The organism is Promicromonospora sukumoe (genome assembly GCF_014137995.1).
GTDB classification, from domain to species: domain Bacteria; phylum Actinomycetota; class Actinomycetes; order Actinomycetales; family Cellulomonadaceae; genus Promicromonospora; species Promicromonospora sukumoe.
This window is the reverse complement of the sequence record NZ_JACGWV010000003.1, coordinates 699,845-725,226: the sequence shown is the minus strand read 5'-3', so window position 1 is coordinate 725,226 and position 25,382 is coordinate 699,845. Positions and strand designations below refer to the sequence as shown.

The following is a 25,382-nucleotide window of genomic DNA, read 5'->3' as shown; positions in this document are numbered from 1 at the left end:
GGCGGCTACGCGGTCCATTCGCGCAGCGTGCGGCGGGACTCGAAGCGCCGGGGCCGGCCGGACAGGGGGTCGGTGAGCTCCAGGGACCGGGACAGGAGCTGCAGGGGACGGTCGAAGTCGTCGGGGTCGGCGGCGCGCAGCTCGGGCCAGAACGGGTCGTGCAGGATCGGCAGCCCGAGGGACGCCATGTGCAGCCGGAGCTGGTGGGTCTTGCCGGTGTGCGGCTCGAGCCGGTACAGGCCGAGGCCCCGGGTCTCGGCGGCGGCGGCGAGGCTGATCCGCGACTCCGCGTTCGGCTCGCCGGGTACCTCCTCGGCCCGGGCGACGCCGCGCCGCTTCACGATGCGGCTGCGCAGGGTCACGGGCTCGCCCCCGGCCAGGGGTGCGTCCGACGGCGGCAGCGGCGCCACCGCCTCGTAGACCTTGCGCACCTCCCGCCGGGCGAACGCCTCCTGGTACGCGCCGCGTACCTCGGGCCGCACGGTGAGCACGAGCACGCCCGCCGTGCCCCGGTCGAGCCGGTGCGCGGGCGAGAGCTCCGGCAGGTCGAGCGCGACGCGCAGGCGCACGAGCGCCGTCTCGCGGACCCACCGCCCGCGCGGCATCGTCGCGAGGAAGTGGGGCTTGTCCACGACCAGCAGGTTCTCGTCGCGGTGCAGCACCTCGGGCTCGAACGGGATCGGGTCCTCGTGGGCCGGCGGGTCCCGGTACAGGTACAGGAACCCGCGCGGCTCGTACGGCGTCGTCGGGGTGAGTGGCTCGCCACGCCCCGTGACGACCTCGCCGAGGGCGAGCTTCTCGCGCAGGCGCACCTCGTCGTCGCGGAACCGGTCCAGCAGGTAGTCGAGCGCGTACGGGAACCGTGCGACGACGTCGGGGTCGTGCGGCAGCACGAGCCGCGTGGGGTTGAGGCCGTCCCGCACGGGCAGCGGGGGCCGGTGCTTGGCGGGGCCGGACGAGCGGGTCACGCCGTCAACCTAACCCGTGGCGGGCTCGACCGATCGCAGCCGATACGGACATCCCAACGCACAGGAATGTCGACAGGTGCCCCAAGGCTGTCGACATTTTCGTACGGGTGTGAGGACGGTCTCGAGAGATCGGCACTGGGCCGGTGCGATCTCCTGACGCCCCTGGGCGGCGGAAGGGTTCCGTTGACCGGGACAACGGGTGGAGGATGAGCGGGTGACCCTCTACGACATCCCTTTCCACACGATGGACGGCACCGAGATCTCGCTGGCCGACCACAAGGAGGACGTGGTCCTCGTGGTGAACGTGGCCTCGCGGTGCGGCCTGGCTCCGCAGTACGAGACCCTCGAGAAGATGCAGAAGAAGTACCAGGACCGCGGTTTCACGGTGCTGGGCTTCCCCAGCAACCAGTTCCTGCAGGAGCTGAGCTCGAACGAGAAGATCGCCGAGTTCTGCTCCATGACCTACGGCGTCACGTTCCCCGTGCTCGACAAGATCAAGCTGAACGGGCGCAACGCGCACCCGCTGTACGTCGAGCTCAAGAAGACGGAGGACGCCTCGGGGCACTCGGGCAAGATCCGCTGGAACTTCGAGAAGTTCCTGGTGCTGCCCGGAGGCGAGGTGCGCCGCTACGCGCCGAAGACCCTGCCGGACGACCCGGCGATCGTCGGCGAGATCGAGGCGCACCTGCCCCGCTGACGGTAACCCGTCCGCTGACGCGCGCGGCGTCGGCGGGTCACCCGTCCTCGCCCGCCGCGAGCGTGAGCCGCATCGCGACCGGCACCACGTCCGAGGCGTCCCCGAGCCAGCCGGTCCAGACCTGGGTCAGGCCCAGCTCCCGCCCGGGGTCCGGCTCCGCCGGTGACAGCCGGTGCTGGTTCACGAGCGGGAGCGCCGTGACCTCACTGACTGTCAGTATCTCGATGACCAGCACGTCGACCCGGTCCAGGCCGAACGCCAACCAGTCCTGACTCACCCGCAGCGAGAGCGTGTCGAGCGCCGAGAGGCGGGACATCACCGCGCTGAATGCTGTCTTCGTCATGCACCCTTGACGCTCCAACCTCACCGAGGTCACAGCACTTCGGGAAAATGTTGCAGACCAGTTTTTCGCCGCCGCCCCGCAGGTCGCAAACACAAATCTCAGCGGTGGTGCCGCGGGTGAAGCCTGGCCGTACGCTGGGGCAATGGTCCAGCACCGGTTCCGGCAGGCCACGCCCGACGACGCGCAGGCCCTCCACGACGTGGAGCGCGCCGCCGGTGTCGCGGCCCTGGGCCACATCTTCCCGCCGGGCATGTACCCCTTCCCCTCCGACGAGGTCCTCGCGAAGTGGCAGGCGGCTCTCACCGAGCCGGGGGTCCGCATCCTCGTGCTGGACGACGACGGCGACCACGACCGGCTGGCCTGCTTCGTCGCCCACGACGAGCGCCTGCTGCGCCATCTCGCGGTGCACCCGGCGCACTGGGGCGGCGGCCTGGCCCGGGCCGCGATGGACGTGGCCGTCGCCGAGATGGACGACCCCCGCCTGTGGTGCCTCGCCGACAACGACCAGGCGATCGGCTTCTACGAGCACCTGGGCTGGCAGCGCACGGGCCGGCGCAAGGCGTCGGACTACTCGCCGTTCCCGGACGAGATCGAGATGGTCCTGCCCCGGGACTGACCCGGGCCGTAACCCGGCCGGGCAGGACCTACAGCTCCACCAACCCCGCCCGGTAGCCCAGCACCACGGCCTGCGTCCGGTCACGGGCCTGGAGCTTGGCCAGCACGGACGCCACGTGCGTGCGCACCGTCTCGACGCCCACCACGAGCGCCGTCGCGATCTCCGCGTTGGTCATCCCCTGCGCCACCAGCGCCAGCACCTCCCGCTCGCGCGGCGTCAGCGCAGGTGCGCCGGAAGCAGCCCGCGGCCGCGTGCGCACCAGGTCCCGCAGGGCCTGCGGGTACAGCAGGCTCTGCCCGACGGCGACGGTACGGACCGCCTGCACCATCTCGTCGGCCCGGGCGCGCTTGAGCAGGAACCCCGACGCCCCGGCGGTGAGCGCGTCGAGCACGTAGCCGTCGTGCTCGAACGTGGTCACCACGAGCACCCGCGGCGGCTCCGGCAGCCGGAGCACCAGCTCGGTCGCGCGCAGCCCGTCCACGCCGGGCATGCGCACGTCCATGCAGACGACGTCGGGCCGCAGGCTCCGCGTGAGCTCGACGGCCTGCGCACCGTCGCCCGCCTCGCCGACCACCTCCAGGTCGGGCTCGGCGTCGAGGATGAGGCGCAGGCCGCTGCGGACGAGCGGCTCGTCGTCGGCGAGGAGCACCCGCACGGGGGCGTCAGGCATCGGGTTCCTTCCGGTCGGCCGGGGTCTCGGGAGGCAGTGTCTCGGCCTGCGGCGGCCCGGTCGGCGCCGTCCCGGTCGGCGTCGTCCAGGGCAGCGTCGCACGGAGCGCCCACCGGTCGCCGTCGGGCCCGGCCTCGACGGCGCCGCCGAACAGCGCGACCCGCTCCCGGACGCCGGACAGGCCACGCCCGCCGGACGCGCGCCCCGGCCGCGGCAGGCACGCGCCCGCACGGAGGGGACTGACCGCCTCGATCAGCACCCGGTCGCCGTCCTGCCCCACGGTGAGCCGCACGGGGCCGGGGCCGCCGTGCCGGTGCGCGTTGGTGAGCGCCTCGGTGACGATGCGCTGCACCGTGCGGCTCAGCAGCGCGGGCAGCCCGGCGGGCAGGTCGATCCGGGCGCTCACGTCCAGCCCGGCCCGGCGGTGCGCGGAGACGACGTCGTCCAGCGCGGGGGCGAGCGCAAGCGGTGCCGCGTCGTCGGCGTCGTCCCGGAGCACGGCCAGGAGCTGATCGAGCTCCGCGAGCGCCGACCGGGCCGTGTCCTCGATCGCCGCGAGCGCCTCGGCCGCCGCGTCCGGGTTCGCGGCGACGACGCGCCGTCCGGCCGCGGCCTGGACGCTCACGACGGTCAGGGCGTGGCCGATGCCGTCGTGCAGCTCCCGCGCGAGGCGCGTGTGCTCGGCCTCGCGGCCCGCGCGGGCGAGCGCCGTCTCCATCCGGTCGTGCGGGGTGGGGCCGAGCACGCGCCCGGCGAGCGCCGACGCCGCGACCCCGAGCGGCCAGGTGGCCGCGAGCGCCAGCAGCCCGACGACGACGCAGGCCACGAGCCGCAGCGCTGCCTCCGGGGCGCTGCCCGGCAGCGCGACGCCGGACCCGAACGGGCGCCCGGCCACCGCCTCCACGCCGATCAGCACCGCCCCGGGGAGCACGGCGAACAGGCAGACGGCGACGAGCATGCCGGTCGCCAGGTGCAGGACGACCCAGCCGGCGGTCCGGACCCGGTGGGCGAGCCGGGGCCGGGCCGGGACGACGAGCTCGGCGTCGACGTCGAGCAGGGCGCGGGCGGCGGTGACCTCCAGCTCGCGGGCGCCCGGGACCAGCCCGAGCCCGACGGCGGCGGCGACCGCCACGACGGCGACCACCCCCGCCGGCAGCCCCGTGACCACGGAGAACAGCAGGCTGTAGACGAGCAGCACGAGGGCCAGCCCGATCGCCGCGCCCAGCATGTGCCAGGCGAACCGCCGGGCGAGGTAGCGCACGAGGTGCCGCGTCGTCGCCTGCATGCCGTCATCCTCTCCGGTCGCCGGGGCCGCCCGCCACGTCATACGGCGGCGGCACGATCCGCGGCGGCCTCGCCGGGTTCGAGCCCCGCCGCCCGGTCAGCCCCGGCACGGTCAGCCCCGGCACGGTCTGCCTCGACGCGGTGCGCCACGTACCCCCACACCGCGAGCGCCAGGGCCGGGCCCCAGTACCAGCAGGGGAAGATGATCGCGCCCCACACGCCCTGAGCCAGGGACTGCTCGCCGAACATGATCAGCATGGGGACGGCCGTGAACGTCACGGTGGCCGCGATCAGGCCGCCGGGCACGGCGGCCGCGGCGATCGGCACCCGACGCCCCGCCAGGCCCGGCATCCACCGCGGGAACACCTCGCCCCACGGCCGGATCAGGCCGAGGGTGAGGAAGACGCCGAGCCAGGCGCCGCTGGACAGCGTCAGCCCCCAGATCCGGGTGGACAGGTCCAGGCCCTCGCCGAACTGCGGCCACGGGGTGAGCCAGCTCAGCCGGACCAGGGCGTACGGGAGCGGGCCGGTGGCGGCCACGATGGTGACGGCCCGGCGGTGCCGCACGACCCAGGCGGTCGCCCGCCCCATGGCGGACGTGCCGGCGAGCGCCTGGACGCCGACGACAGCCCAGAGGCTCCCGAGCGCGATGAACAGCAGGGCGGCGACCAGCACGGTCTGCTGGGCGGCGAGCCCCGCGCCCAGCAGGGCCGCGATGCTCGCGAGCGCGTCGCGCGCGAGGAACCCGCCCACGGCGAGCCCCGCCAGCAGCGGCATCCCGACGGCCCAGCGCGCCACCCGGTAGCGGCGGACCACCTGGACCAGCAGCACCACGATCGCGACGGGCATCGCCATCGCGACGAGGTAGCCGACGGTGGACAGCGTGCCCGCGCTCTGCAGCACCAGGCCGAACACGAGCAGCTGCAGGGCGGCGGCCCAGACCCGTCCCCGCGCGCCGAGGGCTCCGGCGAGGGCCATGATCCCGGTCGCCACCCCGGCCAGGCCGGCGACGGTGTGCACGGTGGTCACGACGTCGGGCCCGGCGAACCGGGCCAGGAGCGCGGTGTCCGCGCCGTCGTACAGGGTGGGCAGGAGCCCGGACATCCAGGCGAGGCCGAGCAGCGCCGCGGCGCCGCTCGTGATGGTGGCGCCGATGAGGACGGCGCGGGTGAGGCGTGGCATGACGGTTCCCTCCGGTCGGTCGTGCGGTGTGCCTCCACACTCCCGTCGGCCCACCGTGCCGCCCCTCCCCCGGTCGGGGGATATCCGCTGGTGGGCGGGGGATCCCCCGGGCTACGTTCGACGGCATGAGGTTCGAGGAGCAGGTCGCGGAAGGAGTCGCCGTCCCCACCGACGGCTGGGACTTCTCCTGGTTCGCGGGCCGGGCCACCGAGGAGCGCCCGGGGTGGGGCTACGTGCGGCTGTCGGGCGAGCGCCTGGGCCGGGCGGACGCCGTGCTCGACGTCGACACGGGCGGCGGCGAGGTCTTCGCGGAGGCCCTCTCCCGGGCGGCCCGTGTGCCCGGCGTCGTGTGCGCCACCGAGGCCTGGGCGCCCAACCACGCGCTCGCGTCGGCCGCGCTGGAGCCGTTCGGCGGCGCGGTGAGCATGGTCGACGGCGCCGGCGCCCCGCTCCCCTTCGACGACGGCACGTTCGACCACGTCATGAGCCGGCACCCGGTCTCGTTCCCGTACGCCGAGGCGGCGCGCGTGCTGGCGCCCGGGGGCACACTGCTGGTCCAGGAGGTGGGCGCCGGCTCCAACCGCGCGCTGTACGAGTTCCTGATGGGGCCGCAGGCGGACGACGACGCCGCCTACCTCGGCCGGCTGCGCGCCCGGGTGTCCGGGGCGGGGTTCGAGGTCGTGGGGCTGCGGGACACGCTGACCCGGGTGGAGTTCCTCGACCTGGCCGCGGTGGTGCACTTCCTGCGCAAGGTGCTGTGGACCGTGCCCGACTTCGACGTCGAGCGCTACCGCGACCGCCTCCGCGCCCTGTACGACCACATCGCGGAGCACGGGTCCTTCGTCTGCCACAGCCGCCGCACCCTGGTCGAGGCCCGAAAAGCCTGACCACCCGGCTGACTCGGCGGGAGGGAGACGGCGGGTCAGTGGGTCTGGTGCGCCGGGTTGCCGTTCACGTCCTCGCGGGCCGACGGCGGGTCCACCCGCTGCGCCGTCAGGTCCCGCGGCGTCAGCGTGAACCCCTGCCAGTGCATCTCCATCGGGCTCTGGTCCTCGTCGCGCGCCACGTGGTGGAAGCCGACGGCGATCCACGTGACGACGTCGGACAGCTCCGCCTCGTCCTGCGCGAAGTCGAGCACGCCCGACCCGCACGTCCCCTCCTTGTTGGAGGTGGCGTAGAGCTGGCAGTCGTCCGCCTCCGTGAACGCCATGGCGTACCCGCCGTCGTCGCCACCCGCCGGGGCGTCGTGGCCGTGGTCCTGGGTGAGCTGGAAGGGCGTCGTCGCACCCAGCTCGACCTGGTAGGAGATGGGGTGCCCGTCCTCGTTGAGCACCTCGGGGTTCACCACCCGCCACCAGCGGCGGTCGGCGGCCGTGGCCGTGCCCTCGCGCGGGATCCGGGTCAGCTCACCCTCGACCAGGGGCGCCCGCGGGCCCACCTCGCCGGTGGGCGCGGCGTCGTACTGCTCCACCACCTGGCCGCCCTGGCCGCCGAGCGCCCAGTGCACGCGCCAGACCGCGTTGTGCGAGTGGCTGGTGGCGTAGTCCGTGTCGCCGGGACCCACCGGCCAGCCGTGCGCGGGGTCGTCCCCGTAGTCCTCGGGCGACAGGTCCCCGGTCGCGCCCAGGTCGGACCGGATGCTGCCGTCGCCCCCGAACGTGTACTGGCTGACGTACTCGTACCAGCCCACCTTCGAGATCGTCGCGAGCCGCAGGTCCGTGCGGCGGGCCACCTCGGTGCCCGTCGTGTCGCTGCTGCGGTACGCGATCCCGCCGTCGACCACCTCCTGGCAGAGCACGGCGCGGCGCTCGCCGCCCCCGCCCACCGAGCCGTCGCCGATCTTCGGCACGTAGGTCTCGAGGCGCTCGCCCAGGCACTCCGGCTCGGTGAGCGTCATGATGTGGCTGCCGCCGAAGCCCTGGGTGGTGATGTCCTCGGTGTTGCGCAGCCCGGTGTCGTAGGGCACCTCGAGCTGGCCGATGGACAGCTCCGCGAGCACCTGCACCGGCTCCTCGCCGGCGGGCGTGAAGTGCACGTCCTCCAGCACCAGCCCGCGGCTGGCGTCGACGCGCCAGCACATGGTCCACGTGGAGCCGCTGAGCAGCTCCTGCGCGAGCGGCTCGTTCTCGTCGCACTCCACGCGCGCGCTGCCCGACACCCGCGTGTCGTCGCCCCGCGGCGCCGGTGCGGCCGGCAGCGCCTGTTCCACGACCATGATCGCGGCCACGACGAGCGCAATGATGGCGGCCGCCGCGACGACCGCCGGGATCAGCCTCCGTCTCGACGAGATCTCGGACACGGCTCCCCCTCCCCCTTGCAGTCCGGCCCCCTGCGGGCCCTGTCAGATCGGCCCCCTGCGGGCCCTGGTCAGAAAGGACCGGCCCGGTGCGACGGATGTCGCACCGGGCCGGTCTTACCGCTTCGGGCGCCTGGCTGCTGCGCCCGCTTGCTACGTCAGAGACTCAGGCCCGTCAGACGGACTTCGAGTCGTCGGACATGCGGCCCATCGCGGTCGCGAAGGCCTGGCTGATCTCGCGGCGACGCTTGATCATGACGGCACCGGCACCGAGCAGCAGCACGGTGGCACCGATCAGGATCCCGACGTTCGCACCGGTGGCGGCGAGGCCACCGTCACCGTTGTCAGCGCCACCGGCAGTGGCGACGACCTCGAAGGTGGCCGACGCGGAGTCGCCCTGCTCGAGGCTGACGGCGATGCCCTGGTGCTCGCCCAGGTCCAGCTTCTCGTCGACCGTGAAGGTCCACTCGACGTTGCCCTCGGCGTCAGCGGCCTGGGCCTGCAGCGCGAAGGAGGTCGAGTTGATGACGCCCACGACCTGCTCGCCCGGCTCGAAGCCCGACGCGTAGAACGTCTGCTCCTCGCCCTGCTGGACGGTCGGCTTCTCGAAGGAGGCCGTCAGGTCGCGACCGGTGCCACCGGTGTTCTCGGTGACCACGATCGGGGTCTGAGCGCCCTCGCTGCCGTCGTCCGGCTGCGCGTCCACGATGATGACACCGGGCTCGGTGTCCTCGGGGACGGTGATCGGGGTGGTGAAGCCGCAGTCCTCGTCCACCAGCACGGTGACGGGGCCACCGACCTTGTTGCCCTCGGTGTCGAAGAGCTGGACGACCACGTTCGCGCCGGCCGGGAAGCCGGTGCCGGTGACCTGGACCTCGGCGCCCGCCTCGACGACGGTCGGGTCGGCCGTGATGGCCGGGTTGGTGCACTCCGGGTTGGTGTCCGGGTTGAGGATCTCGAGCGGCGCCTCAGCACCGTCGCTGCCGTCCTCGGGCTCTGCCTCGACCACGTGGTCGCCGGGCTCGGCGTCCTCGGGGACGGTCAGGTCCGTGATGAAGCCGCAAGCCTCGTCCGGGGTGACCGTGACGGCGTCGCCCACCGGGTTGCCCTCGGCGTCGCGCAGCTGCACGACGACCGGGACGCCGGCCGGGAAGCCCTGGCCGATGACGGAGACGGTGTCACCCGGGTAGGCCTCGCCCGGGACGACGGTCAGCGTCGGGTCCATGGCGCAGACCTCGGAGCCGGCGATCACGGCGAGCGGGGCCTCAGCGGCCTCACCGGTCGTGTCGTCGGTGCCGACGACCGTGTAGTCGCCGAGCTCGGCGTCGTCCGGCACCGGCACGGGGGTGGTGAAGCCACCCTCGGAGTCGGTGTCGACGGCGATCGCGTCGCCCACGGGGTTGCCCTCGGGGTCGACGAGCTGGACCGTGGCGGTCGAGTCCGGCGTGTAGCCCTCACCGGTCGCGACGGTCGACTGACCCGGAGCGACAGAGACGGGGTTCACGGTCAGGGTCGGGTCGATCTCGCCCGAGCCACCGTCGTCGCCACCGAAGCGGACGGCGGCGTTGCCCAGGTCGATGCGTGCGACCTCGTTGGCCGGCAGGAGCGCGATGCTCAGCGCCGACAGCTCGAACGAGGTCTCGGCGACCTCGGCCTTGGTGGAGGTCGGGGAGACGCCCTCGGTGGTGACCTGACGGTTGATGGTGATCGAGAGGACCTCGGAGAGGACGTCGAACACCGGCGAGAGCAGCTCGCGGATCGGCGCCGTGATGGCGTCGGTCTTCAGGTCGTTGATGAGCAGCTCGAAGATGTTGTCACCCTCGTCGCTGATCAGCAGGTCGTAGACCGGGGCGAGGATCGGCGCCAGGGCCGGGCCCACCGTGTTGATCGTGCCGACCAGGAGCTCGGCGACCGGGGCCATCGTGCCCGTGCTGTTGTTCACGGCCTCGGGGAAGTTGCCGTTCACGGCGTCGGCCAGCGGCAGCGACCACGAGACGTCGAGGTTGCCCAGCGGGCTCTCGTCGGTGAAGGCGATGTTGATCGTCACCGAGTTCAGCGAGTCCTCGATCGCGCCGATGAGGATGTTGGTGACTTCCTGCATCAGCTCGTGCACGGTCTCCGCGATCAGCGGGTAGGTCGTGTCGTCGATGAGCTCGGTGTTCGGGTCGAGCGCGTTGATGCCACCCTCGTTCGGGCCGTCGACGAGCTTGTCGAGGTGGACCTCGAGCTGGCCGGTCGACAGGTCGATCGTGATGAGCTGGTTCTTCGAGGTGATCGGCTCACCCACGACCGACTGGAACAGGTTCTCCTGCATGTTGCTGTCGACGGTGATCGACGGCGTCGGGACGCCCGGGATCGCGTCGAACAGGCCCGTCAGGGCGCTGTCGTCGAGGTTCTCGTTGATGAGGTCCTCGACGGTCGTGTCGATGGTGCCGCCGATGTCGTAGATCGACGAGGCAGCGTCCTCGATGACGGGCGAGTGCAGCGTGAGGTCCAGGTCGGCCACGCGGTACTGGCCGGGGCCACCCACGCCGTCCTGGTCCAGGAGCACGCCGTCCTCGGCCTTGACCTCGGCCGCTCCGGCGCCTGCCTCCAGCAGGAGCTGGTCGACGATCTCGTCGGTGAGGCCGTCGACGCCCAGCAGACGGGCCACGGACAGCACGTCCACGGTCGCCTTGCCGAAGTCCTCGGTCTCGCCGTCCAGGGTGACGCCGCCGTCCGCACCGGCCAGGCCGGAGATCGCGTGGGCGTCGAGCGGGCCCGAGGCCTCGCTCCGGCTGGCCAGCGCACCGAGCTGACCGAAGTCCAGGATCTCGTCGAGGCGGACCTCGACGTCACCCAGGTGAACCAGTTCCGAGCCGAGCAGCTCGACGTTGAGGTTGCCCTCGTTCGGACCGGGGTTGGAGACCGAGCCGGCCTCCGAGTAGGCAGCTGCTGCCAGGGCTTCCTGGAAGAGCGTCGAGTCGAGGACGCTAGCAGCGGCCTCCGACGGCTCGTCCGGGTAGCTGTCCACGGCGGCGACCGCCGGCAGACCCGTGGTGGTCACCACGAGGGCCGAGGCCGCAACCGTCACCAGAGATCGGCGCAGTACGAGGCCACCCCTTCGACGGCGTGACGGTACTTGCGTTGGGTTCAACGGAACTCACTCCTCCACATTCGCGCTTAAGAAAAGCGTCCGGATCGGTACGTGATCACGTCCGGAACTCGGGGCGATGGCATGAGGCGCACCGGCTCCCGGCCATCAGGGAACAGTGGTTCTCAGGCTCCTGCCAGGCAGGGCGGTAATCGTGCGCTGACGCAACGGAACGCAACCGGAAGTGCGCTCGATACGTTTCGAGGCGCGCCCGAGGAAGGCATACGCACAATGCCGGAGAGAAGCGAATTACGTCCGGAATGCCGGGTGAAAAGCGCGCACCCGAGCGGGTGAAAAACCTGCGCTCGGGAAGCTACCCGCCGGCGAGCCAGGCGGGCGGCCGCGTCTCCGCGAGACGGACCAGGTCCCGCCGGTCCCGGATGCCGAGCGTCGTGTAGGCCTGACGCAGCCGGTTCACGACGGTCCGCTCGGACACGAAGGTCGCCTGGGCGATCTGGGAGTTGGTCGCGCCGTGCACCGCGAGGCGGACCATCTCGCGCTCGTGCCTGCCGAGCACCTCCCACTCGGGGCCGGACCCGCCGTTCGCGTCCGTCTCGGCCAGGAACACGTCGATGCCGCGCAGCCAGCCGGCCATCCCGGCCAGCCGGACGAGCGTCCGGGCCTCGTCGAGCAGGGCGGTGCCCGTCGTGCGGGCCCCGCGCGTCACGGCGTAGCGGCCGTACGCGACCAGCATGCGCACGCGCTGCCAGGGCGACATCGGCACCGGCGCGGCGTGCAGCGCGGTCTCGAAGGCGGCCGACGGCGTCCCGTCGTCGGCCAGCAGCGCCTGCAGCCGGGACCAGGCCGCGGCGACGTCGACCGCCGACCGCTCCTCGGGCGCCACCACCGGTTCCAGCAGGCGCTCGATGCGTGGCCCGACGCGGCCGGGCGGCGTGGAGGCCATGACGGCCTCCACGAGGTCGCAGCGCACCTGCACGCGGCCCCGGTAGGGCCAGGCACAGTGCTCCAGGGCGATGGTCAGGAGCGCCACGGCACCCTCCGCCTGCCCGACGACGAGGTGCGCGGCGCCGAGGTCGGCGGCGTACTCGCCCAGCGCCCGGGCGGACCAGCTGCCTGCCTGCGCCGGCATGGTGCTGGCGGGAAGGGTCCCGTCGACGACGGCGTCGGCCGCCGCGCGCAGCCCGCGGGCGGGCAGCCACTCGTCGACCGACGGGCGCAGCTCCGCCGCGTGCGCGAGGTGCGCCCGGACGTCGGCCGCCCGCCCGTCGAAGGCGGCGACGCGGGCCGCCGCGAGGTCGCGCGCCACGATCTCCGCGACGGTGCTCTCGGCCGCGGCCCCCGAGTGGTCGGCCAGCAGGCTGCGTGCGCCCACCACGTCGCCCAGCATCAGCAGGGCGTGCACCTGGATCTCGACGCCCACCCAGTCCTGGCCGGGCGTGGGCCCGAGCAGCCGGAGGCCGGCGCGGAGCCCTTCGGGGTCCGGCAGCTCGCCGGTACCCTCCAGGCGCAGCAGGGCCGCCGCCACGCGGGCACCTGCGGCGCGCGCCTCCGCGGGGACGCCCGCGGGGTCGCGCCACCAGAGGTGGTCGGTCCACTCCGCCCCCACGCCGTCGGGCACCAGGGCCCCGTCGCGGTGGTCCATCCAGGTGCGTCCGGTCATGAGGGACACCCCGACGGCGCGCGCCGCGAGCCGGGGGCCGGGCGTCGCCGCGACGACCGCCCAGGCGCGGGCCGGCAGCTCGTCGAGGTGCAGCCCGTCGAGGATGCGCTCGGTCGCGCGCGCTCCGGTCACGTCGCGCTCGGGGTGCGCCTCCCGGCTCTCGCCGTCCGTGCCGCGCGCCTCCCGGCACATCAGGGCCAGCAGCGGGTGCCGCACGGCGGTCCGGCCGTCGCGGCGGGCCAGTGCCGCGCCGCCGAGCGGGGCGGCGCCCAGCGGGGCGGCCGCGAGCGCGGTCATCGTCGCCGGGTCCAGGCCGTCCAGCATGGCGCGGTAGACGCGCCGGGCGGCGGAGCCCGCGGTCTCGGGCCCGGTCCAGGACGCGTCCCCGCGCAGCTCGGCGCCGCTCAGGGCGCCGGCGAGCTCGAGCGCGAGCCGCGGGTTGCCCGCGCTCCACCAGCGGAGCTGCTCGACGACGTCGGCCGCCACCGGCACGCTCAGCTCCATGTCGAGCGCGCGGCGCAGGGAGCCCCGGTCGAGCGGGCCCAGCTCGAGCACCTCGACGTCGTCGGAGAGGGGCTCGGCGGCGATGCTGCGCACGGCGGCGATCACGCGCCAGTCCTGCCCGTACGCCTCGTCCGCGAGGTGCTGCAGCCAGCGGGCGCGTGCGGCGGTCAGCACGCCCACGTCGTCGACGAAGAGCACGCGCGGCCCGGTGCCGCTGCCTGCCCAGGCCGACACCGCGCGCAGGAAGCCCGAGGCGTCGAAGTCGGTGTCGTGCTCCAGGTGGTCGGGCACGGACCACGCCGACAGGTCGATGCGGCGGTTGTTCTCGAGGTCGTGCGCCGACGGCCGCGGCGAGCACGGCCGGACCACGCGCACCGCGGACGAGCCCGCGCCGACCTGCTTGAGGGCGCGGATCACCGTCGCCGTCTTGCCGATGCCGCTCAGCCCGCGCACGACCAGGACCGTCGGGTCGAGGTCTGTCGCGAAGTGCCCGATGAGCCGCAGCTCTCTGTCCCGCCCGTGGACCACGTGGTCCCTCCCCCTGCTGTCCGCCCGGCTTGCTCGTGCCCCCGACGACGCCGTGGACATGGCCATGGAAGACCCGTAACTAGATGGCACGCACACCCCAATTTCGTGACTTACATGAATATTGATCGGAGCGTGTCGGGAGTCTATGACAAGAGGTAAATCGCGCAGGTCGTACCTGTGATACGGGAGATTACGGCCCTAACTGGCACGCCTCGGACAGGCGATATAAAGGCGGGCATCCCGGAAATAAATCCGGAATGCCCAATTCGACGGAGGCGTCGTCGTCACGCCAGGGGGCCGAGCAATTCCTGCCGGTCGGCCCCCGGGCGGTCCGCCTCGTCGAGCAGCGCCACGATCTTCTTCTCCTCGTACCGGAAGTGCGTCTCCATGACGGCCTCGATGCCGTCGAGGTGCCGCAGCAGCTCGTCCCGGTCCGCGCCCGAGAGCGCGGCGCGCTGCAGTGCGCCCAGGAGGTGGTCCAGCATGGAGTGGTCGCGCTTCAGCTCGGCGACGACGGGCGCGAGGTCCGGCTCGGCCGCCAGCACGACGTCGAACAGCGTCGCGTCCTCGGCCCGGTGGTGCCCGGTCAGCGCCGCGCAGAAGCCGACGCAGTAGAGCTGGAGGTCGCGCGCCGCCGCCGGGCCGGACCCGCCGTCCTCGACGGCGGACCGCGCGAGGCCGAGGGCGTCGCGCAGCCGCCGGTGGACCTCACGGAGCTCCTGCCCCCAGGCGACGACGCGTTGACTCATCGCCCGCCAGCCTAGCCGCCCAGCAGCTCGGCGATCACCCCGGGCACGGCGTGCGCGATCTCCAGCGCAGCCACCGGGCCGCCGGCCGACGCGCGCGCGGCGGCCCGGCCGTGCACCAGCACGGCGGCCGCGGCGAGGCGCGGTGCGAGGGTCTCGTCGGCGACGACGTCGGCGGAGCGGCCCGCCAGCAGCGTCCCCAGGATGCCGGCGAGCACGTCGCCCGCCCCGGCGGTCGCCGTCCAGGCCGGGGCGTCCGCCTGCGTGTACGCGGCCCCGGGCCCGGCCACCACGGTGATGGCGCCCTTGAGCAGCACCGTCGCGCCGGTGGCCTGGTGCGCCGTCCGAGCCCAGTGCAGGGGCCGCGCCTCGACCGCCGCCCGGTCCACCTCGTGGCCGAGCCCCTGCAGCAGCTCCGCGAGCTCGCCGGCGTGCGGGGTCAGGACCGCCCACGCCGGGAGCCGGTGCTCCAGCATCGTCAGGGCGCCCGCGTCGATCACGGCGGGCATCTTGCCGCCGGTCACGTCCTCGGATAGCACGCCGGTGACGGCCGCGAGCGCCCCGAAGACCCGGCGCGCCTGGCCGTCGTCGTCCGGGCCCTCCTCCGGGTCGAAGGCCGGGATGCCGGGCCCGAGGACCCAGGCCTGCACGCGGCCGCCGGCGACGACCACCTCGGGCCGGGCCAGCAGCACGCGGGTGCCGACGTCCTCGGGGCCGAGGTAGCGCACCATGCCGGCACCGGTACGTACCGCTCCCGACGTCGCCAGGACGGCCGCGCCCGGGTAGGTGCTCGTCCCGGCGATGACTCCGACCACGCCGCGCGTGTACTTGTGGTCGCGGGCGGTGGGGGCGGGCCACAGGGCGGCCACGTCGGCCGGCTCCATCCGGTGCACGCGGCCCGTCCCCGTGTCGGTGCCGGGCATCGCGTGGCGGCCGAGGGTCACGCGCTGGGCCGCGCCGGCCCAGTGGTCGGGCCCGGCGTCGGCGGGGAAGCCGATGTCGACGAGCTCGACCTCGCCGGCGAGCTGCGCGGCCGGGGGCAGCAGCAGGCCGGCCTTGAGCGCGCCGAAGGTGACCGTGCGGTCCGCGCGCAGCACGGGGCCGGGCACCGCGCCGTCGTCCACCCCGATGCCGCTCGGGATGTCGACGGCGACCGTGTACGGCCACCGCCGTCCGGCCGCCTCCTGGGCCTCCGCGAGGGCGCGCACCAGGCCGCCGGCTGGCGGGCGCAGGGCGCCGCGGGCGCCGACGCCGACCAGGCCGTCCAGCACGACGTCGGAGTCGAGCGCCTCCCGGACCACGGGCGGGACCCGGACGTCGGCGAGCGACACGGCGTGCCCGCCGGCCGCCTCGAAGGCCGCGAGGCCCTCCTCGTGGGCGCGCGCGGAGGCGAGGACGGCCGTGACGTCCAGGCCGCGGCGGACGAGGTGCGCGCCGGCGAGGAGGGTGTCGCCGCCGTTGTTGCCGGGGCCGACGAGGAGCAGGACGCGTGCGCCGCGGACGTCGCCCCTGCGGGCGGCCGGGCGGCCGGGGCGGCTGCCCGGCGTACGGCCGGACCGGACGCGGGCCGTGCCGGGGAGGCCGTCGGAACCGAGGCCGCCGTGCAGGCGGACGCCGCCCGGGCGGGCGGCGGCACGGGCCGCGACCTCCCGGAGCACGGCCTGCGCGAGCGCGTACGCCGCTCTCGCCATGAGCGGCTCGCCGGCTGCGATCAGCGGCTCCTCGGCCTTGCGTACCTCGTCGGAACTCCACGCGTCTTTCACAGGCCTATAGTGCCGCGTCCGGTAGGGCCGCCGGAACCGAAACCCGACAATTTCGACCACCCCTCCCCTGGGTGAACTACGTCGGCATAAGGTCGGGCCATGCGATTCGGACTCTTCATCCCCCAGGGCTGGCGCCTCGACCTGGTCGACGTCCCGCCCGCCGAGCAGTGGGCCACCATGCTGTCCCTCGTGCACCGCGCCGAGAACCAGGCGGCGGGCGAGGCCGTCCCGGGCGGCGAGTTCGCCTGGGAGTCCGCCTGGGTGTTCGACCACTTCCACACCGTCCCCGAGCCCTCGACCGAGGCCACGCACGAGGCCTGGTCCCTGATGGCCGCGTTCGCCGCGGCGACCCAGCGCATCCGCCTGGGCCAGATGTGCACCTGCATGGCCTACCGCGAGCCGACGTACCTGGCCAAGGTGGCCTCGACGATCGACACGATCTCGGGCGGCCGCATCGAGATGGGCATCGGCGCCGGCTGGTACGAGCACGAGTGGCGTGCCTACGGCTACGGCTTCCCGACGGCGGGCGAGCGGCTGCGTGCCCTCGACGAGGGCGTGCAGATCATGGCGAGCATGTGGCGCACCGGGTCCTCCGGCACGTTCGAGGGCAAGCGCTACCAGGTCGACGGCGCCCTCTGCTACCCGCAGCCCCTGCAGCAGCTCCCCGTGGGCGACGGCGGCGCCGAGGTGCCCTCGATCCCGCTGTGGATCGCGGGCGGCGGCGAGAAGAAGACGCTGCGCATCGCCGCGCAGCACGCCCAGTACACGAACTTCGACGGCACGCCCGACGGCTTCACGCACAAGTCGGGCGTGCTCGAGGCGCACTGCAAGGACGTGGGCCGGGACTTCGGCGAGATCACCCGGTCCTCGAACTACAGCGTGGTGATCGGCGAGAACGACGCCGAGGTCGCCGAGCGGCTGGACTGGATCGAGGCGCACCTGCGCAAGCAGGTCCCCGCGAAGGCCGACCGCGAGATGGAGAACTGGCGAAAGGGCCACCTGGTCGGCACGCCGGAGCAGATCGTCGAGCGGCTGCAGGGCATGCGGTCGCGCGGGCTGGAGTACGCAATCACGTACTTCCAGGAGGCGGCCTACGACACCAGCGGCATCGAGCTCTTCGAGAAGCAGGTCATCCCGGAACTCCAGTAGCCCCGACGTGTCAGACCCACAGGTCCCCCGAGGGACCTGTGGGTCTGACACATCGACTCAGCCTTCGGCGATCACCATGGCGGACGCGATGCCCGCGTCGTGGGAGATGGTGATGTGCCAGGTGCGCACGCCGAGCTCGGCGGCGCGCGCGGCGACGGTGCCGCTCGCGTCGATCCGCGGCGGCCCGCCGACCGTGCGGTGCACCGTGACGTCGTGCCAGCGCAGGTTGCCGGGGGCGCCGAGGGACTTGGCGATGGCCTCCTTCGCGGCGAACCGCGCGGCGAGGGACGCCGCCGGCAGCTCGCGCTCGGCCTCGGTGAACAGCTTCTCCCGCAGCCGGGGCGTGCGGTCGAGGGTCTCCATGAACCGGTCCACGTCGACCACGTCGATACCCGTACCGATGATCATGCCCTCAGCCTAGGTCCCCGACGCCGGCCACCGGGCCGCTCCGCCCCAGGTCAGCGCAGGTCGGAGCACTCTTCGCACAGGACGGTGCCGGTGTTGCGCAAGGTGCCCGTTTTGCGGCACCATATCCCCGTAATGGATAAGTAAAGGTGGCACCTGCTTCGTATCGGCAGGGCGCCACCTTTCGTGCGCAGGAGGTTGCCATGCCGGAGGACGACGACAAGCTCCCCTTTCCCATCGTCATGGTCGTGGTCTTCGGCGTCGTGATCGCCGTCATCGTCACGCTGCTGGTGCTCGTCGCCGTGTCGAGCTGACGGCCGGGGCTGACGGCCGGGCAGACCCTAAGCGGGCCCTCCGGCGTCAGGACCACCAGCATCGGGCCCTCCGGCGTCGGGCCCATCCGCATCGCGGATGCCTACCGTGTCCTCCGGCCGCACGAGGTGCCGCCAGCGGAACCACTTGCGGTCCAGCTCCTCGGTCAGGTCGACGTCGAACCGCCGCGCCACGAGCAGGAGCTGCGCGAGCGCGTCCGCGACCTCACCGCGGAACGCGTCCCGGATCTCGTCCTCGGACAGCCCGCGGTCCCGCGAGCGGCCCGACATCGTGAGGAAGGCCTGCGTGAGCTCGCCGATCTCCTCCTGGAGCTTGAGCACCAGCCAGTCGTCGGTGCGTTCCAGGCCGTGCACGCGCGCGTACACCCGGCTGATGATCTCGACCTCGTCGGAGAGCTTCTTCAGTTCCACGCCGACGAGCGTGCCACAGCCGGGCGCGCGGGCTTACTCGACCGTGACCGACTTGGCGAGGTTGCGCGGCTGGTCCACGTCCAGGCCCTTCGCGGTCGCGAGCGCCATCGCGAAGATCTGCAGCGGCACCACGGCCAGCAGCGGCTGGAGCAGGGTGGGCGCCTGCGGGATCCAGAAGATCTCGTCGGCGTACTTGCGCACCTCGTCGTCGCCGTCCTCGGCGATCACGAGGGTGCGGGCGCCGCGCGCCCGGATCTCCTGGATGTTGGAGACGACCTTGGAGTGCAGGGAGTCGCGCCCGCGCGGCGAGGGCACGACGACGAACACGGGCTGGCCCTCGTCGATCAGGGCGATCGGCCCGTGCTTGAGCTCGCCGGCGGCGAAGCCCTCGGCGTGGATGTACGCGAGCTCCTTGAGCTTGAGCGCACCCTCCAGGGCCACGGGGAAGCCGACGTGGCGCCCCAGGAACAGCACCTTGTCGGACTGCTCCATGGACCGGGCGGTCGCGCGCACGTACTCGCCGCGCTCGATGACGGTCTGGATCTTGCGCGGCATGGCCCGCAGCTCGTCGAGCAGCGTGCCGATCTCGTCGGGGAACTTGTTGCCGCGCAGCTGGGCGAGGTACAGGCCCAGCACGTAGGCGGCGGTGATCTGCGCCAGGAACGCCTTCGTGGAGGCGACGGCGATCTCGGGGCCCGCGTGCGTGTACAGCACGGCGTCGGACTCGCGCGGGATCGTGGAGCCGTGGGTGTTCACGATCGAGATGACCTTGGCGCCCTGCTCGCGCGCGTGCCGCACGGCCATCAGGGTGTCCATGGTCTCGCCGGACTGCGTCACGGCGACCACCAGGGTGCGCTCGTCGACGATCGGGTCGCGGTAGCGGAACTCGTGCGCCAGCTCGACCTCGACGGGGATGCGGCACCAGTGCTCGATCGCGTACTTGGCCACGTGGCCGGAGTAGGCGGCGGTGCCGCACGCGATGACGATGATCTTGTTCACGGCGCGCAGGATCGACTCGTCGATGCGCAGGTCGTCCAGCACGAGGGCGCCCGCGGCGTCGGTGCGGCCGAGCAGCGTGTCGGCGACGGCCTGCGGCTGGTCGTGGATCTCCTTGTCCATGAAGGAGTCGAAGCCGCCCTTCTCGGCGGCGGCGGCGTCCCAGTCCACGGTGTAGCGCTTGGCCTCGGCGGGCTTGCCGTCGAAGCCGGTCACGTCCACCGACGTCGGCGTGATGGTCACGACCTGGTCCTGACCGAGCTCCAGGGCCTCCTTGGTGTGCGCGATGAACGCGGCGACGTCGGAGCCCAGGAAGTTCTCGCCCTCGCCGAGCCCCACCACGAGCGGGGAGTCGTGCCGGGCGCCGACCACGGTCTCGGGGGCGTCGGCGTGCACGGCCAGCAGCGTGAACGTGCCCTCCAGGCGCCCGGCGGCGGCGGTCATGGCGGCCGTCAGGTCGCCCGACTCGCGGTACGCCTTGGCCACGAGGTGGGCGGCCACCTCGGTGTCGGTCTCGGAGCGGAACACGACGCCGTCGGCCAGGAGCTCGGCCTTGAGCTGCGCGAAGTTCTCGACGATGCCGTTGTGGATCACGGCGAGGCGGTCGCCGTCGGCCAGGTGCGGGTGGGCGTTCGCGTCGGTGGGCCCGCCGTGCGTGGCCCAGCGGGTGTGCCCGATCGCCGCGGTCGCCTGCGGCAGCGGGTCGTTGTCGAGGACCTCGATGAGGTTGGCGAGCTTGCCGGACTTCTTGGCCCAGGCGATGCCGTCCAGACCGGGGGCGACGAGCGCCACGCCGGCCGAGTCGTAGCCACGGTACTCAAGGCGGCGCAGCCCCTCCAGGGCCACGTCGAGGGGCGTGCCCGACGGCGAGGCGGTGCCCGAGGCGATGCCGTCCGCGATAGTCGCAGCAGTTCCCGTGTAACCGACGATCCCACACATGCGGGCGAGTCTAGCGAGCGTTCGGACGGGCCCCCATGACAGGGCTCACAGGGCACGTATCTCACCCCCGCGAGGGCCTGTCGCCTCGGACGATGTCGATCCTTGCCCTGGGTGGGGCACAATGCTGCAGGTGGTTTCACAGTTCCCGTCGACGGACCTCGGGGAGCACCTGCTCGCCCTTGCCCCGTCCTCGCCCTACGTGGATCTCGACCGGGCGGCCTGGAGCCGCCTCTCGGCATCCACCCCGCTGCCGCTGACCGACGACGACGTCGAGCGCCTGCGCGGACTCGGTGACCCGATCGACCTCGCCGAGGTCGACGCGATCTACCGCCCTCTGTCGCGACTGCTCAACCTCTACGTGCAGGCCACCGGCGGCCTGCACGACGCGACCTCGACCTTCCTGCACGAGGACCCGCCCCGCACCCCGTACGTCATCGGCGTCGCCGGCTCGGTGGCGGTCGGCAAGTCGACGACGGCGCGCGTCCTGCGCGAGATGCTCGCCCGCTGGCCCGAGACGCCGCGGGTCGAGCTCATCACGACCGACGGGTTCCTCTACCCGAACGCCGAGCTCGAACGGCGGGGCCTGATGGAGCGCAAGGGCTTCCCGGAGTCGTACGACCGGCGCGCCCTCATCCGCTTCCTGTCCCGGATCAAGGCGGGCCAGGACGAGGTCCGCGCGCCCGTGTACTCGCACACGATCTACGACATCGTGCCGGGCGAGGAGGTCGTGGTGCGCAAGCCCGACGTGCTCGTGGTCGAGGGCCTCAACGTGCTGCAGCCCGCCCGCCCGTCCTCCGTCGACGAGTCGACCGTCGCGGTGAGCGACTTCTTCGACTTCTCGATCTACGTCGACGCCCGCACCCGGAACATCCGGCAGTGGTACGTGGAACGCTTCCTGGAGCTGCGCCGCACCGCGTTCACCAAGCCGGACTCCTACTTCAAGCGGTACGCGTCGCTCTCCGACCAGGAGGCCACCGAGAAGGCGCTCTCGATCTGGGAGTCCATCAACGCGCCGAACCTGGAGCGGAACATCCTGCCCACGCGCGGACGGGCCACCCTCGTGCTCACCAAGGGGTCGGACCACGCGGTGCAGCGGGTCCGGCTGCGCAAGCTCTAGCCGAGCCGAGCCGTGCTGCGGCCCGCGCCGGACGCCGGGGCCTGCTCAGCGGGCCCCGGTCCCGGTCAGCGCTCGTTCGCGGACCGGTCGGCGTCGTCGACCCGGTGGACGTACTCGCGAACCATCTCGGTGGCGCCGGCCGGGACGGCGACCTTCTCGCCGTCGGCGTCCGTCACGTCCTCGTCGTCGAGGCTCCGGCGGGAGAACCAGCCCACCACCTTGTCCACGATGAAGCCCATCGCGACGCCCAGCACCACGCCGATGACGATCGCCAGCAGCGGCTCGTGCCCCAGCCACTGCGCCGCGACCAGGCCGATGCCCGCCGAGTACAGGGCCCACATGACGGCCGCGATGGCGGCGATGAACATGAACCGGCGCCGCGGGTAGCCGACGGCGCCCGCCGTCATGTTCACGGCCACGCGCCCGATCGGTACGTACCGCGCCGCGAGGATGAACGACGCGCCGCGCCGGGTCAGGGCACGCTCCGCCCAGTCCACCGCCCGGCGGCCGCGTGCGGAGCGCAGGAACGGCACCCGGTCGGTGCCGATCATCTTGCCGATCTGGTAGGCGATCTGGTCGCCGACCCAGGCCCCTGCCGCGGCGGCGATCAGGACCAGCCACATCCAGGGCGTGCCGGTGCTGTGCGCCGAGACCGTCAGGGTGATGACCACGGACTCGCTCGGCAGCGGCGGGAAGAAACCGTCGATGGTCGCGAACGCGAACATCGCCGGGTAGATCCACGGCGAGGCGGCCATCGCGAGGATCCACGCCTCGGTGGCGCTCAGGACTGCGGTGATGAGTTCGAGCACGGGACCTCGGGAGTCTCGGCCGGGCACCACCCGTCGACAGGCTCGGGGCGGCGCTCGGGGGAGCGGAGCGGGCACCTCATAGTGCCTACCTCCAGAGTACGCAAGAGGGCCCCCTGAATCGCATCAGGGGACCCCCTGGAAGAACCCCGCTTCCCAAGGTTTCACGGGCCGTTCACGCCTGGGCCGCGCCGAGGGTGAAGACCGGCGGGCGCCTGCGGCCTAGAGCGCGAGGCGCTCCCGCACCACGGCGGCGAGGTCCTCGGCCACCTTGTCCGCCTCGTCCTGGGCGGGCGCCTCGACCATGACGCGCACCAGCGGCTCGGTGCCGGACTGGCGCAGCAGCACCCGGCCGGTGTCGCCCAGCCGCGCGGTCGCGTCGGCCACGGCGGCCTGCACGCCCTCGTCCGTGCCGGCCCGCGACTTGTCCACGCCGCGGACGTTGACGAGCGTCTGCGGCAGGCGCTCGATCTCGCCCGCGAGGTCGGCCAGCCGCTTGCCCGACGCCTTGACCCGCGCGGCGAGGTGCAGCGCGGAGAGCACGCCGTCGCCGGTGGTCGCGTGGTCGGCCAGGATGATGTGCCCGGACTGCTCGCCGCCCAGGCCGTAGCCGTTGGCGCGCATCTCCTCCAGCACGTACCGGTCGCCGACGGCGGTCTGCACCGTGGTGATGCCGCGCTCGCGCATGGCGAGGATCAGGCCCAGGTTGCTCATCACCGTGACCACGAGGGTGTCGCCCGGCAGGCGCCCCTCCTGCTGGAGCGCGGTGGCGAGGATACCGAGGATCTGGTCGCCGTCCACGATCTTGCCGGTGTGGTCGACGGCGAGGCAGCGGTCCGCGTCGCCGTCGAACGCGACGCCGAAGTCGGCCTCGGACGCCACGACGACGGCCTGGAGCTGCTCCGGGTGCGTCGAGCCGCACTTCTCGTTGATGTTCCGGCCGTCGGGGCTGGCGTTCATCACGACGACGTCGGCCCCCGCGGCACGCAGCGCCTCCGGCCCGACCTCGCTCGCCGCGCCGTTGGCGCAGTCCAGCGCGATGCGCAGGCCCTCCAGCGGCCGGTGGTCGGGCGTGGTGCCGACGCTGTCGGTCAGGTGCCGCACGTAGCGCTCGGCGGCCGCCTGGCCGTCCGTGCGGATCCGCCCGACGCCGGCGCCCGTGGGCCGCTCCCAGTCGTCGCCGAGGGTCGCCTGGATGGCGTCCTCGACGGCGTCGTCGAGCTTGAGCCCGCCGCGCGCGAAGAACTTGATGCCGTTGTCCGGCATCGGGTTGTGCGAGGCGGAGACCATGACGCCGAGGTCGGCCTCCAGCTCCGTCACGAGGTAGGCCAGCGCGGGCGTGGGCAGCACGTTGAGCATCACCACGTCCACGCCCGCGGACGCGAGGCCCGCCGCGACCGCACCGGCGAGGAACTCGCCGGACGCCCGGGTGTCCCGTCCGACGACGGCCCGCGGACGCGGGCCCAGCAGCTCACCCTGCGCCGTCAGGACCCTGGCCGCCGCGGCGCCCAGCTCCAGCGCCAGCTCCGCGGTGATGTCCCTGTTCGCGAGGCCCCGAACTCCGTCGGTCCCGAACAACCTGCCCATGCAGCTCTCCTCAGCTCGTTCCGATCCCACCGTAGTGGGCGCCGGCCGGTGCGGGCTCCGCCGTCCGCCTGGCCCTACCAACTGCCTGCAAATGCAGGTGGCCCCGCAGAACAGTGTCGAAACTGTCCGGCGGGGCCACCCGGCCAAGCGCTCTGATCAGCGCTTCGAGTACTGCGGAGCCTTGCGGGCCTTCTTGAGACCGGCCTTCTTGCGCTCGACCTTGCGGTCGTCACGCGTGAGGAAGCCGGCCTTCTTGAGCTCGGCGCGGTTCGACTCCTCGTCGATGGCGTTCAGCGCACGGGCGATGCCCAGGCGCAGCGCACCGGCCTGGCCCGACGTGCCGCCACCCGTGATACGGGCGATGACGTCGAAGCGGCCCTCGACCTCGACCAGGTTCAGCGGCGAGTTGACCAGCTGCTGGTGCACCTTGTTCGGGAAGTAGTCCTCGAGGGTGCGGCCGTTGATCTTCCAGGTGCCGGTGCCGGGGACGAGGCGCACGCGCGCCACGGCCTCCTTGCGGCGCCCGAGGGCCTGGCCCGGGGCGGTGATGGACGAACCGCGCGTTGCCGGCGCAGCAGTCTCGGTGGTGTAGTTGCTGGGCGCCTCGGCGCCCTGCTCGAATTCGACGGTGGTCTCGGCCACGGTGATGTCCTCGCGTCCTTCGCGTTACGATCGGCAGCGGCCTCAGGCCTGCTGCGAAACCTGGGTGATCTCGAACGGCTTGGCCTGCTGCGCCGTGTGCGGGTGCTCAGAGCCTGCGTAGACCTTCAGGTGGGTCATCTGCGTCCGACCGAGCGAGGTCTTGGGGATCATGCCGCGCACGGCCTTCTCGACGGCGCGCTCCGGCTTGGTGTCCAGGAGCTCGCCGTACGGGGTGGCCGTGAGACCGCCCGGGTAACCCGAGTGGCGGTAAGCCAGCTTGGTCTCGCGCTTGTTGCCGCTCAGCGCGACCTTGTCGGCGTTGATGATGATGACGAAGTCACCACCGTCGACGTGCGGAGCGAAGGTCGGCTTGTGCTTCCCGCGCAGCAGTCTGGCGACCTGGCTTGCCAGGCGGCCCAGGACGACGTCGGTCGCGTCGATGACGTACCAGTCGCGCTGGACGTCGCCGGGCTTGGGGGTGTACGTACGCACGGTTCGTAACCTTTTCGTTTGCGGTGTCGTCGGGCGAGAAGCGGCGCCCGAAGAGTCAGGTCGTTGTGCGCGGGGGTCAGTTCGACGTCCGGGCCGTTCGTCCGCACTCGAGTGGGCTCGGTGCTGACGCAGGACGTCGTGACAAAGCACAACGA

Annotated in this window: 22 protein-coding genes; 5 read left to right on the top strand and 17 right to left on the bottom strand. The window is 72.9% G+C overall.

The genetic code is table 11. The features are described 5' to 3' along the window. Positions 1-5: 5 nt before the first annotated feature. Positions 6-968 carry a pseudouridine synthase gene (locus tag FHX71_RS27295; RefSeq protein ID WP_312877237.1) on the bottom strand — a complete coding sequence of 321 codons (963 nt, stop codon included), beginning with the start codon at positions 966-968 and terminating at the stop codon, positions 6-8. 214 nt (positions 969-1,182) lie between these two features. Between FHX71_RS27295 and FHX71_RS27290 the strand changes: the two genes are divergently transcribed. Beyond that, a complete protein-coding gene (locus FHX71_RS27290) occupies positions 1,183-1,665 on the top strand; it encodes a glutathione peroxidase (RefSeq protein WP_182620600.1) in 483 nt (160 codons plus the stop codon). Positions 1,666-1,702: 37 nt separating this feature from the next. Here FHX71_RS27290 and FHX71_RS27285 read toward each other — a convergent pair whose 3' ends face one another. Further along, positions 1,703-2,008 (bottom strand): hypothetical protein, encoded by a 306-nt coding sequence (locus FHX71_RS27285; protein WP_182620599.1) that lies wholly within the window; start codon positions 2,006-2,008, stop codon positions 1,703-1,705. Positions 2,009-2,150: 142 nt separating this feature from the next. On the opposite strand from FHX71_RS27285, the gene FHX71_RS27280 reads away from it, so the two are divergent. Next, a complete protein-coding gene (locus FHX71_RS27280; RefSeq protein WP_182620598.1) occupies positions 2,151-2,624 on the top strand; it encodes a GNAT family N-acetyltransferase in 474 nt (157 codons plus the stop codon). A gap of 28 nt (positions 2,625-2,652) precedes the next feature. Here FHX71_RS27280 and FHX71_RS27275 read toward each other — a convergent pair whose 3' ends face one another. Genes FHX71_RS27275 through FHX71_RS27265 form a run of 3 tightly spaced genes read right to left on the bottom strand, consistent with a single transcriptional unit; the run spans position 2,653 to position 5,760 of the window. Then, positions 2,653-3,294, bottom strand: coding sequence for a response regulator (locus FHX71_RS27275; RefSeq protein WP_182620597.1), 642 nt, complete (start codon positions 3,292-3,294; stop codon positions 2,653-2,655). Beyond that, positions 3,287-4,579, bottom strand: coding sequence for a sensor histidine kinase (locus FHX71_RS27270; protein WP_182620596.1), 1,293 nt, complete (start codon positions 4,577-4,579; stop codon positions 3,287-3,289). Before FHX71_RS27270 ends, FHX71_RS27275 begins: the two co-directional genes overlap by 8 nt. A 38-nt stretch (positions 4,580-4,617) precedes the next feature. Beyond that, positions 4,618-5,760, bottom strand: coding sequence for a hypothetical protein (locus tag FHX71_RS27265; RefSeq protein ID WP_182620595.1), 1,143 nt, complete (start codon positions 5,758-5,760; stop codon positions 4,618-4,620). Between the two features lie 125 nt (positions 5,761-5,885). Between FHX71_RS27265 and FHX71_RS27260 the strand changes: the two genes are divergently transcribed. After that, positions 5,886-6,647 carry a class I SAM-dependent methyltransferase gene (locus tag FHX71_RS27260; RefSeq protein WP_182620594.1) on the top strand — a complete coding sequence of 254 codons (762 nt, stop codon included), beginning with the start codon at positions 5,886-5,888 and terminating at the stop codon, positions 6,645-6,647. A 35-nt stretch (positions 6,648-6,682) separates the two neighbouring features. Here the strand turns inward: FHX71_RS27260 and FHX71_RS27255 are convergent, their stop codons facing one another. The 5 genes from FHX71_RS27255 to FHX71_RS27235 all read right to left on the bottom strand — a co-directional run bounded on the left by FHX71_RS27255 (position 6,683) and on the right by FHX71_RS27235 (position 16,351). Next, on the bottom strand, positions 6,683-8,059 hold the full coding sequence (locus FHX71_RS27255) for a copper amine oxidase (RefSeq protein ID WP_182620593.1): 1,377 nt from the start codon (positions 8,057-8,059) through the stop codon (positions 6,683-6,685). A gap of 172 nt (positions 8,060-8,231) precedes the next feature. After that, positions 8,232-11,129: a choice-of-anchor G family protein gene (locus tag FHX71_RS27250; protein WP_182620592.1), complete on the bottom strand. Its 2,898-nt coding sequence runs from the start codon at positions 11,127-11,129 to the stop codon at positions 8,232-8,234. A 373-nt stretch (positions 11,130-11,502) separates the two neighbouring features. Beyond that, positions 11,503-13,842: a helix-turn-helix transcriptional regulator gene (locus tag FHX71_RS30240; protein ID WP_182620591.1), complete on the bottom strand. Its 2,340-nt coding sequence runs from the start codon at positions 13,840-13,842 to the stop codon at positions 11,503-11,505. 284 nt (positions 13,843-14,126) lie between these two features. Beyond that, entirely contained in the window at positions 14,127-14,591 is a 465-nt protein-coding gene (locus tag FHX71_RS27240) for a hemerythrin domain-containing protein (protein ID WP_182620590.1), read from the bottom strand. Positions 14,592-14,602: 11 nt separating this feature from the next. Next, positions 14,603-16,351, bottom strand: coding sequence for an NAD(P)H-hydrate epimerase (locus tag FHX71_RS27235; protein ID WP_182620589.1), 1,749 nt, complete (start codon positions 16,349-16,351; stop codon positions 14,603-14,605). 99 nt (positions 16,352-16,450) lie between these two features. On the opposite strand from FHX71_RS27235, the gene FHX71_RS27230 reads away from it, so the two are divergent. Beyond that, complete coding sequence (locus FHX71_RS27230; protein WP_182620588.1) at positions 16,451-17,500, top strand: TIGR03560 family F420-dependent LLM class oxidoreductase; 1,050 nt, start codon at positions 16,451-16,453, stop codon at positions 17,498-17,500. A gap of 57 nt (positions 17,501-17,557) precedes the next feature. On the opposite strand, the gene FHX71_RS27225 is transcribed toward FHX71_RS27230, so the two are convergent. The 3 genes from FHX71_RS27225 to glmS form a co-directional block, all read right to left on the bottom strand. Beyond that, on the bottom strand, positions 17,558-17,908 hold the full coding sequence (locus FHX71_RS27225; RefSeq protein WP_020016154.1) for a holo-ACP synthase: 351 nt from the start codon (positions 17,906-17,908) through the stop codon (positions 17,558-17,560). Between the two features lie 338 nt (positions 17,909-18,246). After that, on the bottom strand, positions 18,247-18,648 hold the full coding sequence (locus FHX71_RS27220) for a nucleoside triphosphate pyrophosphohydrolase family protein (protein WP_182620587.1): 402 nt from the start codon (positions 18,646-18,648) through the stop codon (positions 18,247-18,249). Between the two features lie 33 nt (positions 18,649-18,681). After that, positions 18,682-20,583, bottom strand: coding sequence for a glutamine--fructose-6-phosphate transaminase (isomerizing) (gene glmS, locus FHX71_RS27215; protein WP_182620586.1), 1,902 nt, complete (start codon positions 20,581-20,583; stop codon positions 18,682-18,684). Positions 20,584-20,704: 121 nt separating this feature from the next. On the opposite strand from glmS, the gene coaA reads away from it, so the two are divergent. Continuing rightward, positions 20,705-21,700, top strand: a complete 996-nt coding sequence (gene coaA / locus FHX71_RS27210) for a type I pantothenate kinase (RefSeq protein ID WP_182620585.1) — start codon at positions 20,705-20,707, stop codon at positions 21,698-21,700. 65 nt (positions 21,701-21,765) lie between these two features. Here coaA and FHX71_RS27205 read toward each other — a convergent pair whose 3' ends face one another. From FHX71_RS27205 to rplM, 4 genes are all read right to left on the bottom strand, one after another. Continuing rightward, positions 21,766-22,509, bottom strand: coding sequence for a DedA family protein (locus tag FHX71_RS27205; RefSeq protein ID WP_182620584.1), 744 nt, complete (start codon positions 22,507-22,509; stop codon positions 21,766-21,768). 219 nt (positions 22,510-22,728) lie between these two features. Continuing rightward, complete coding sequence (gene glmM, locus FHX71_RS27200; protein ID WP_182620583.1) at positions 22,729-24,093, bottom strand: phosphoglucosamine mutase; 1,365 nt, start codon at positions 24,091-24,093, stop codon at positions 22,729-22,731. 156 nt (positions 24,094-24,249) lie between these two features. After that, positions 24,250-24,735 carry a 30S ribosomal protein S9 gene (gene rpsI, locus FHX71_RS27195; RefSeq protein ID WP_182620582.1) on the bottom strand — a complete coding sequence of 162 codons (486 nt, stop codon included), beginning with the start codon at positions 24,733-24,735 and terminating at the stop codon, positions 24,250-24,252. 42 nt (positions 24,736-24,777) lie between these two features. Next, complete coding sequence (gene rplM / locus FHX71_RS27190) at positions 24,778-25,227, bottom strand: 50S ribosomal protein L13 (RefSeq protein ID WP_182620581.1); 450 nt, start codon at positions 25,225-25,227, stop codon at positions 24,778-24,780. Between the last annotated feature and the right edge of the window lie 155 nt (positions 25,228-25,382).

Coding starts and splice junctions, on each gene's coding strand:
- FHX71_RS27280 (WP_182620598.1), top strand. CDS start 2,151: ATGGTCCAGCACCGGTTCCGGCAGGCCACGCCCGACGACGCGCAGGCC.
- FHX71_RS27240 (WP_182620590.1), bottom strand. CDS start 14,591: ATGAGTCAACGCGTCGTCGCCTGGGGGCAGGAGCTCCGTGAGGTCCAC.
- FHX71_RS27270 (WP_182620596.1), bottom strand. CDS start 4,579: ATGCAGGCGACGACGCGGCACCTCGTGCGCTACCTCGCCCGGCGGTTC.
- FHX71_RS27225 (WP_020016154.1), bottom strand. CDS start 17,908: ATGATCATCGGTACGGGTATCGACGTGGTCGACGTGGACCGGTTCATG.
- FHX71_RS27260 (WP_182620594.1), top strand. CDS start 5,886: ATGAGGTTCGAGGAGCAGGTCGCGGAAGGAGTCGCCGTCCCCACCGAC.
- FHX71_RS27285 (WP_182620599.1), bottom strand. CDS start 2,008: ATGACGAAGACAGCATTCAGCGCGGTGATGTCCCGCCTCTCGGCGCTC.
- FHX71_RS27230 (WP_182620588.1), top strand. CDS start 16,451: ATGCGATTCGGACTCTTCATCCCCCAGGGCTGGCGCCTCGACCTGGTC.
- FHX71_RS27265 (WP_182620595.1), bottom strand. CDS start 5,760: ATGCCACGCCTCACCCGCGCCGTCCTCATCGGCGCCACCATCACGAGC.
- coaA (WP_182620585.1), top strand. CDS start 20,705: ATGCTGCAGGTGGTTTCACAGTTCCCGTCGACGGACCTCGGGGAGCAC.
- FHX71_RS27275 (WP_182620597.1), bottom strand. CDS start 3,294: ATGCCTGACGCCCCCGTGCGGGTGCTCCTCGCCGACGACGAGCCGCTC.
- glmS (WP_182620586.1), bottom strand. CDS start 20,583: ATGTGTGGGATCGTCGGTTACACGGGAACTGCTGCGACTATCGCGGAC.
- glmM (WP_182620583.1), bottom strand. CDS start 24,093: ATGGGCAGGTTGTTCGGGACCGACGGAGTTCGGGGCCTCGCGAACAGG.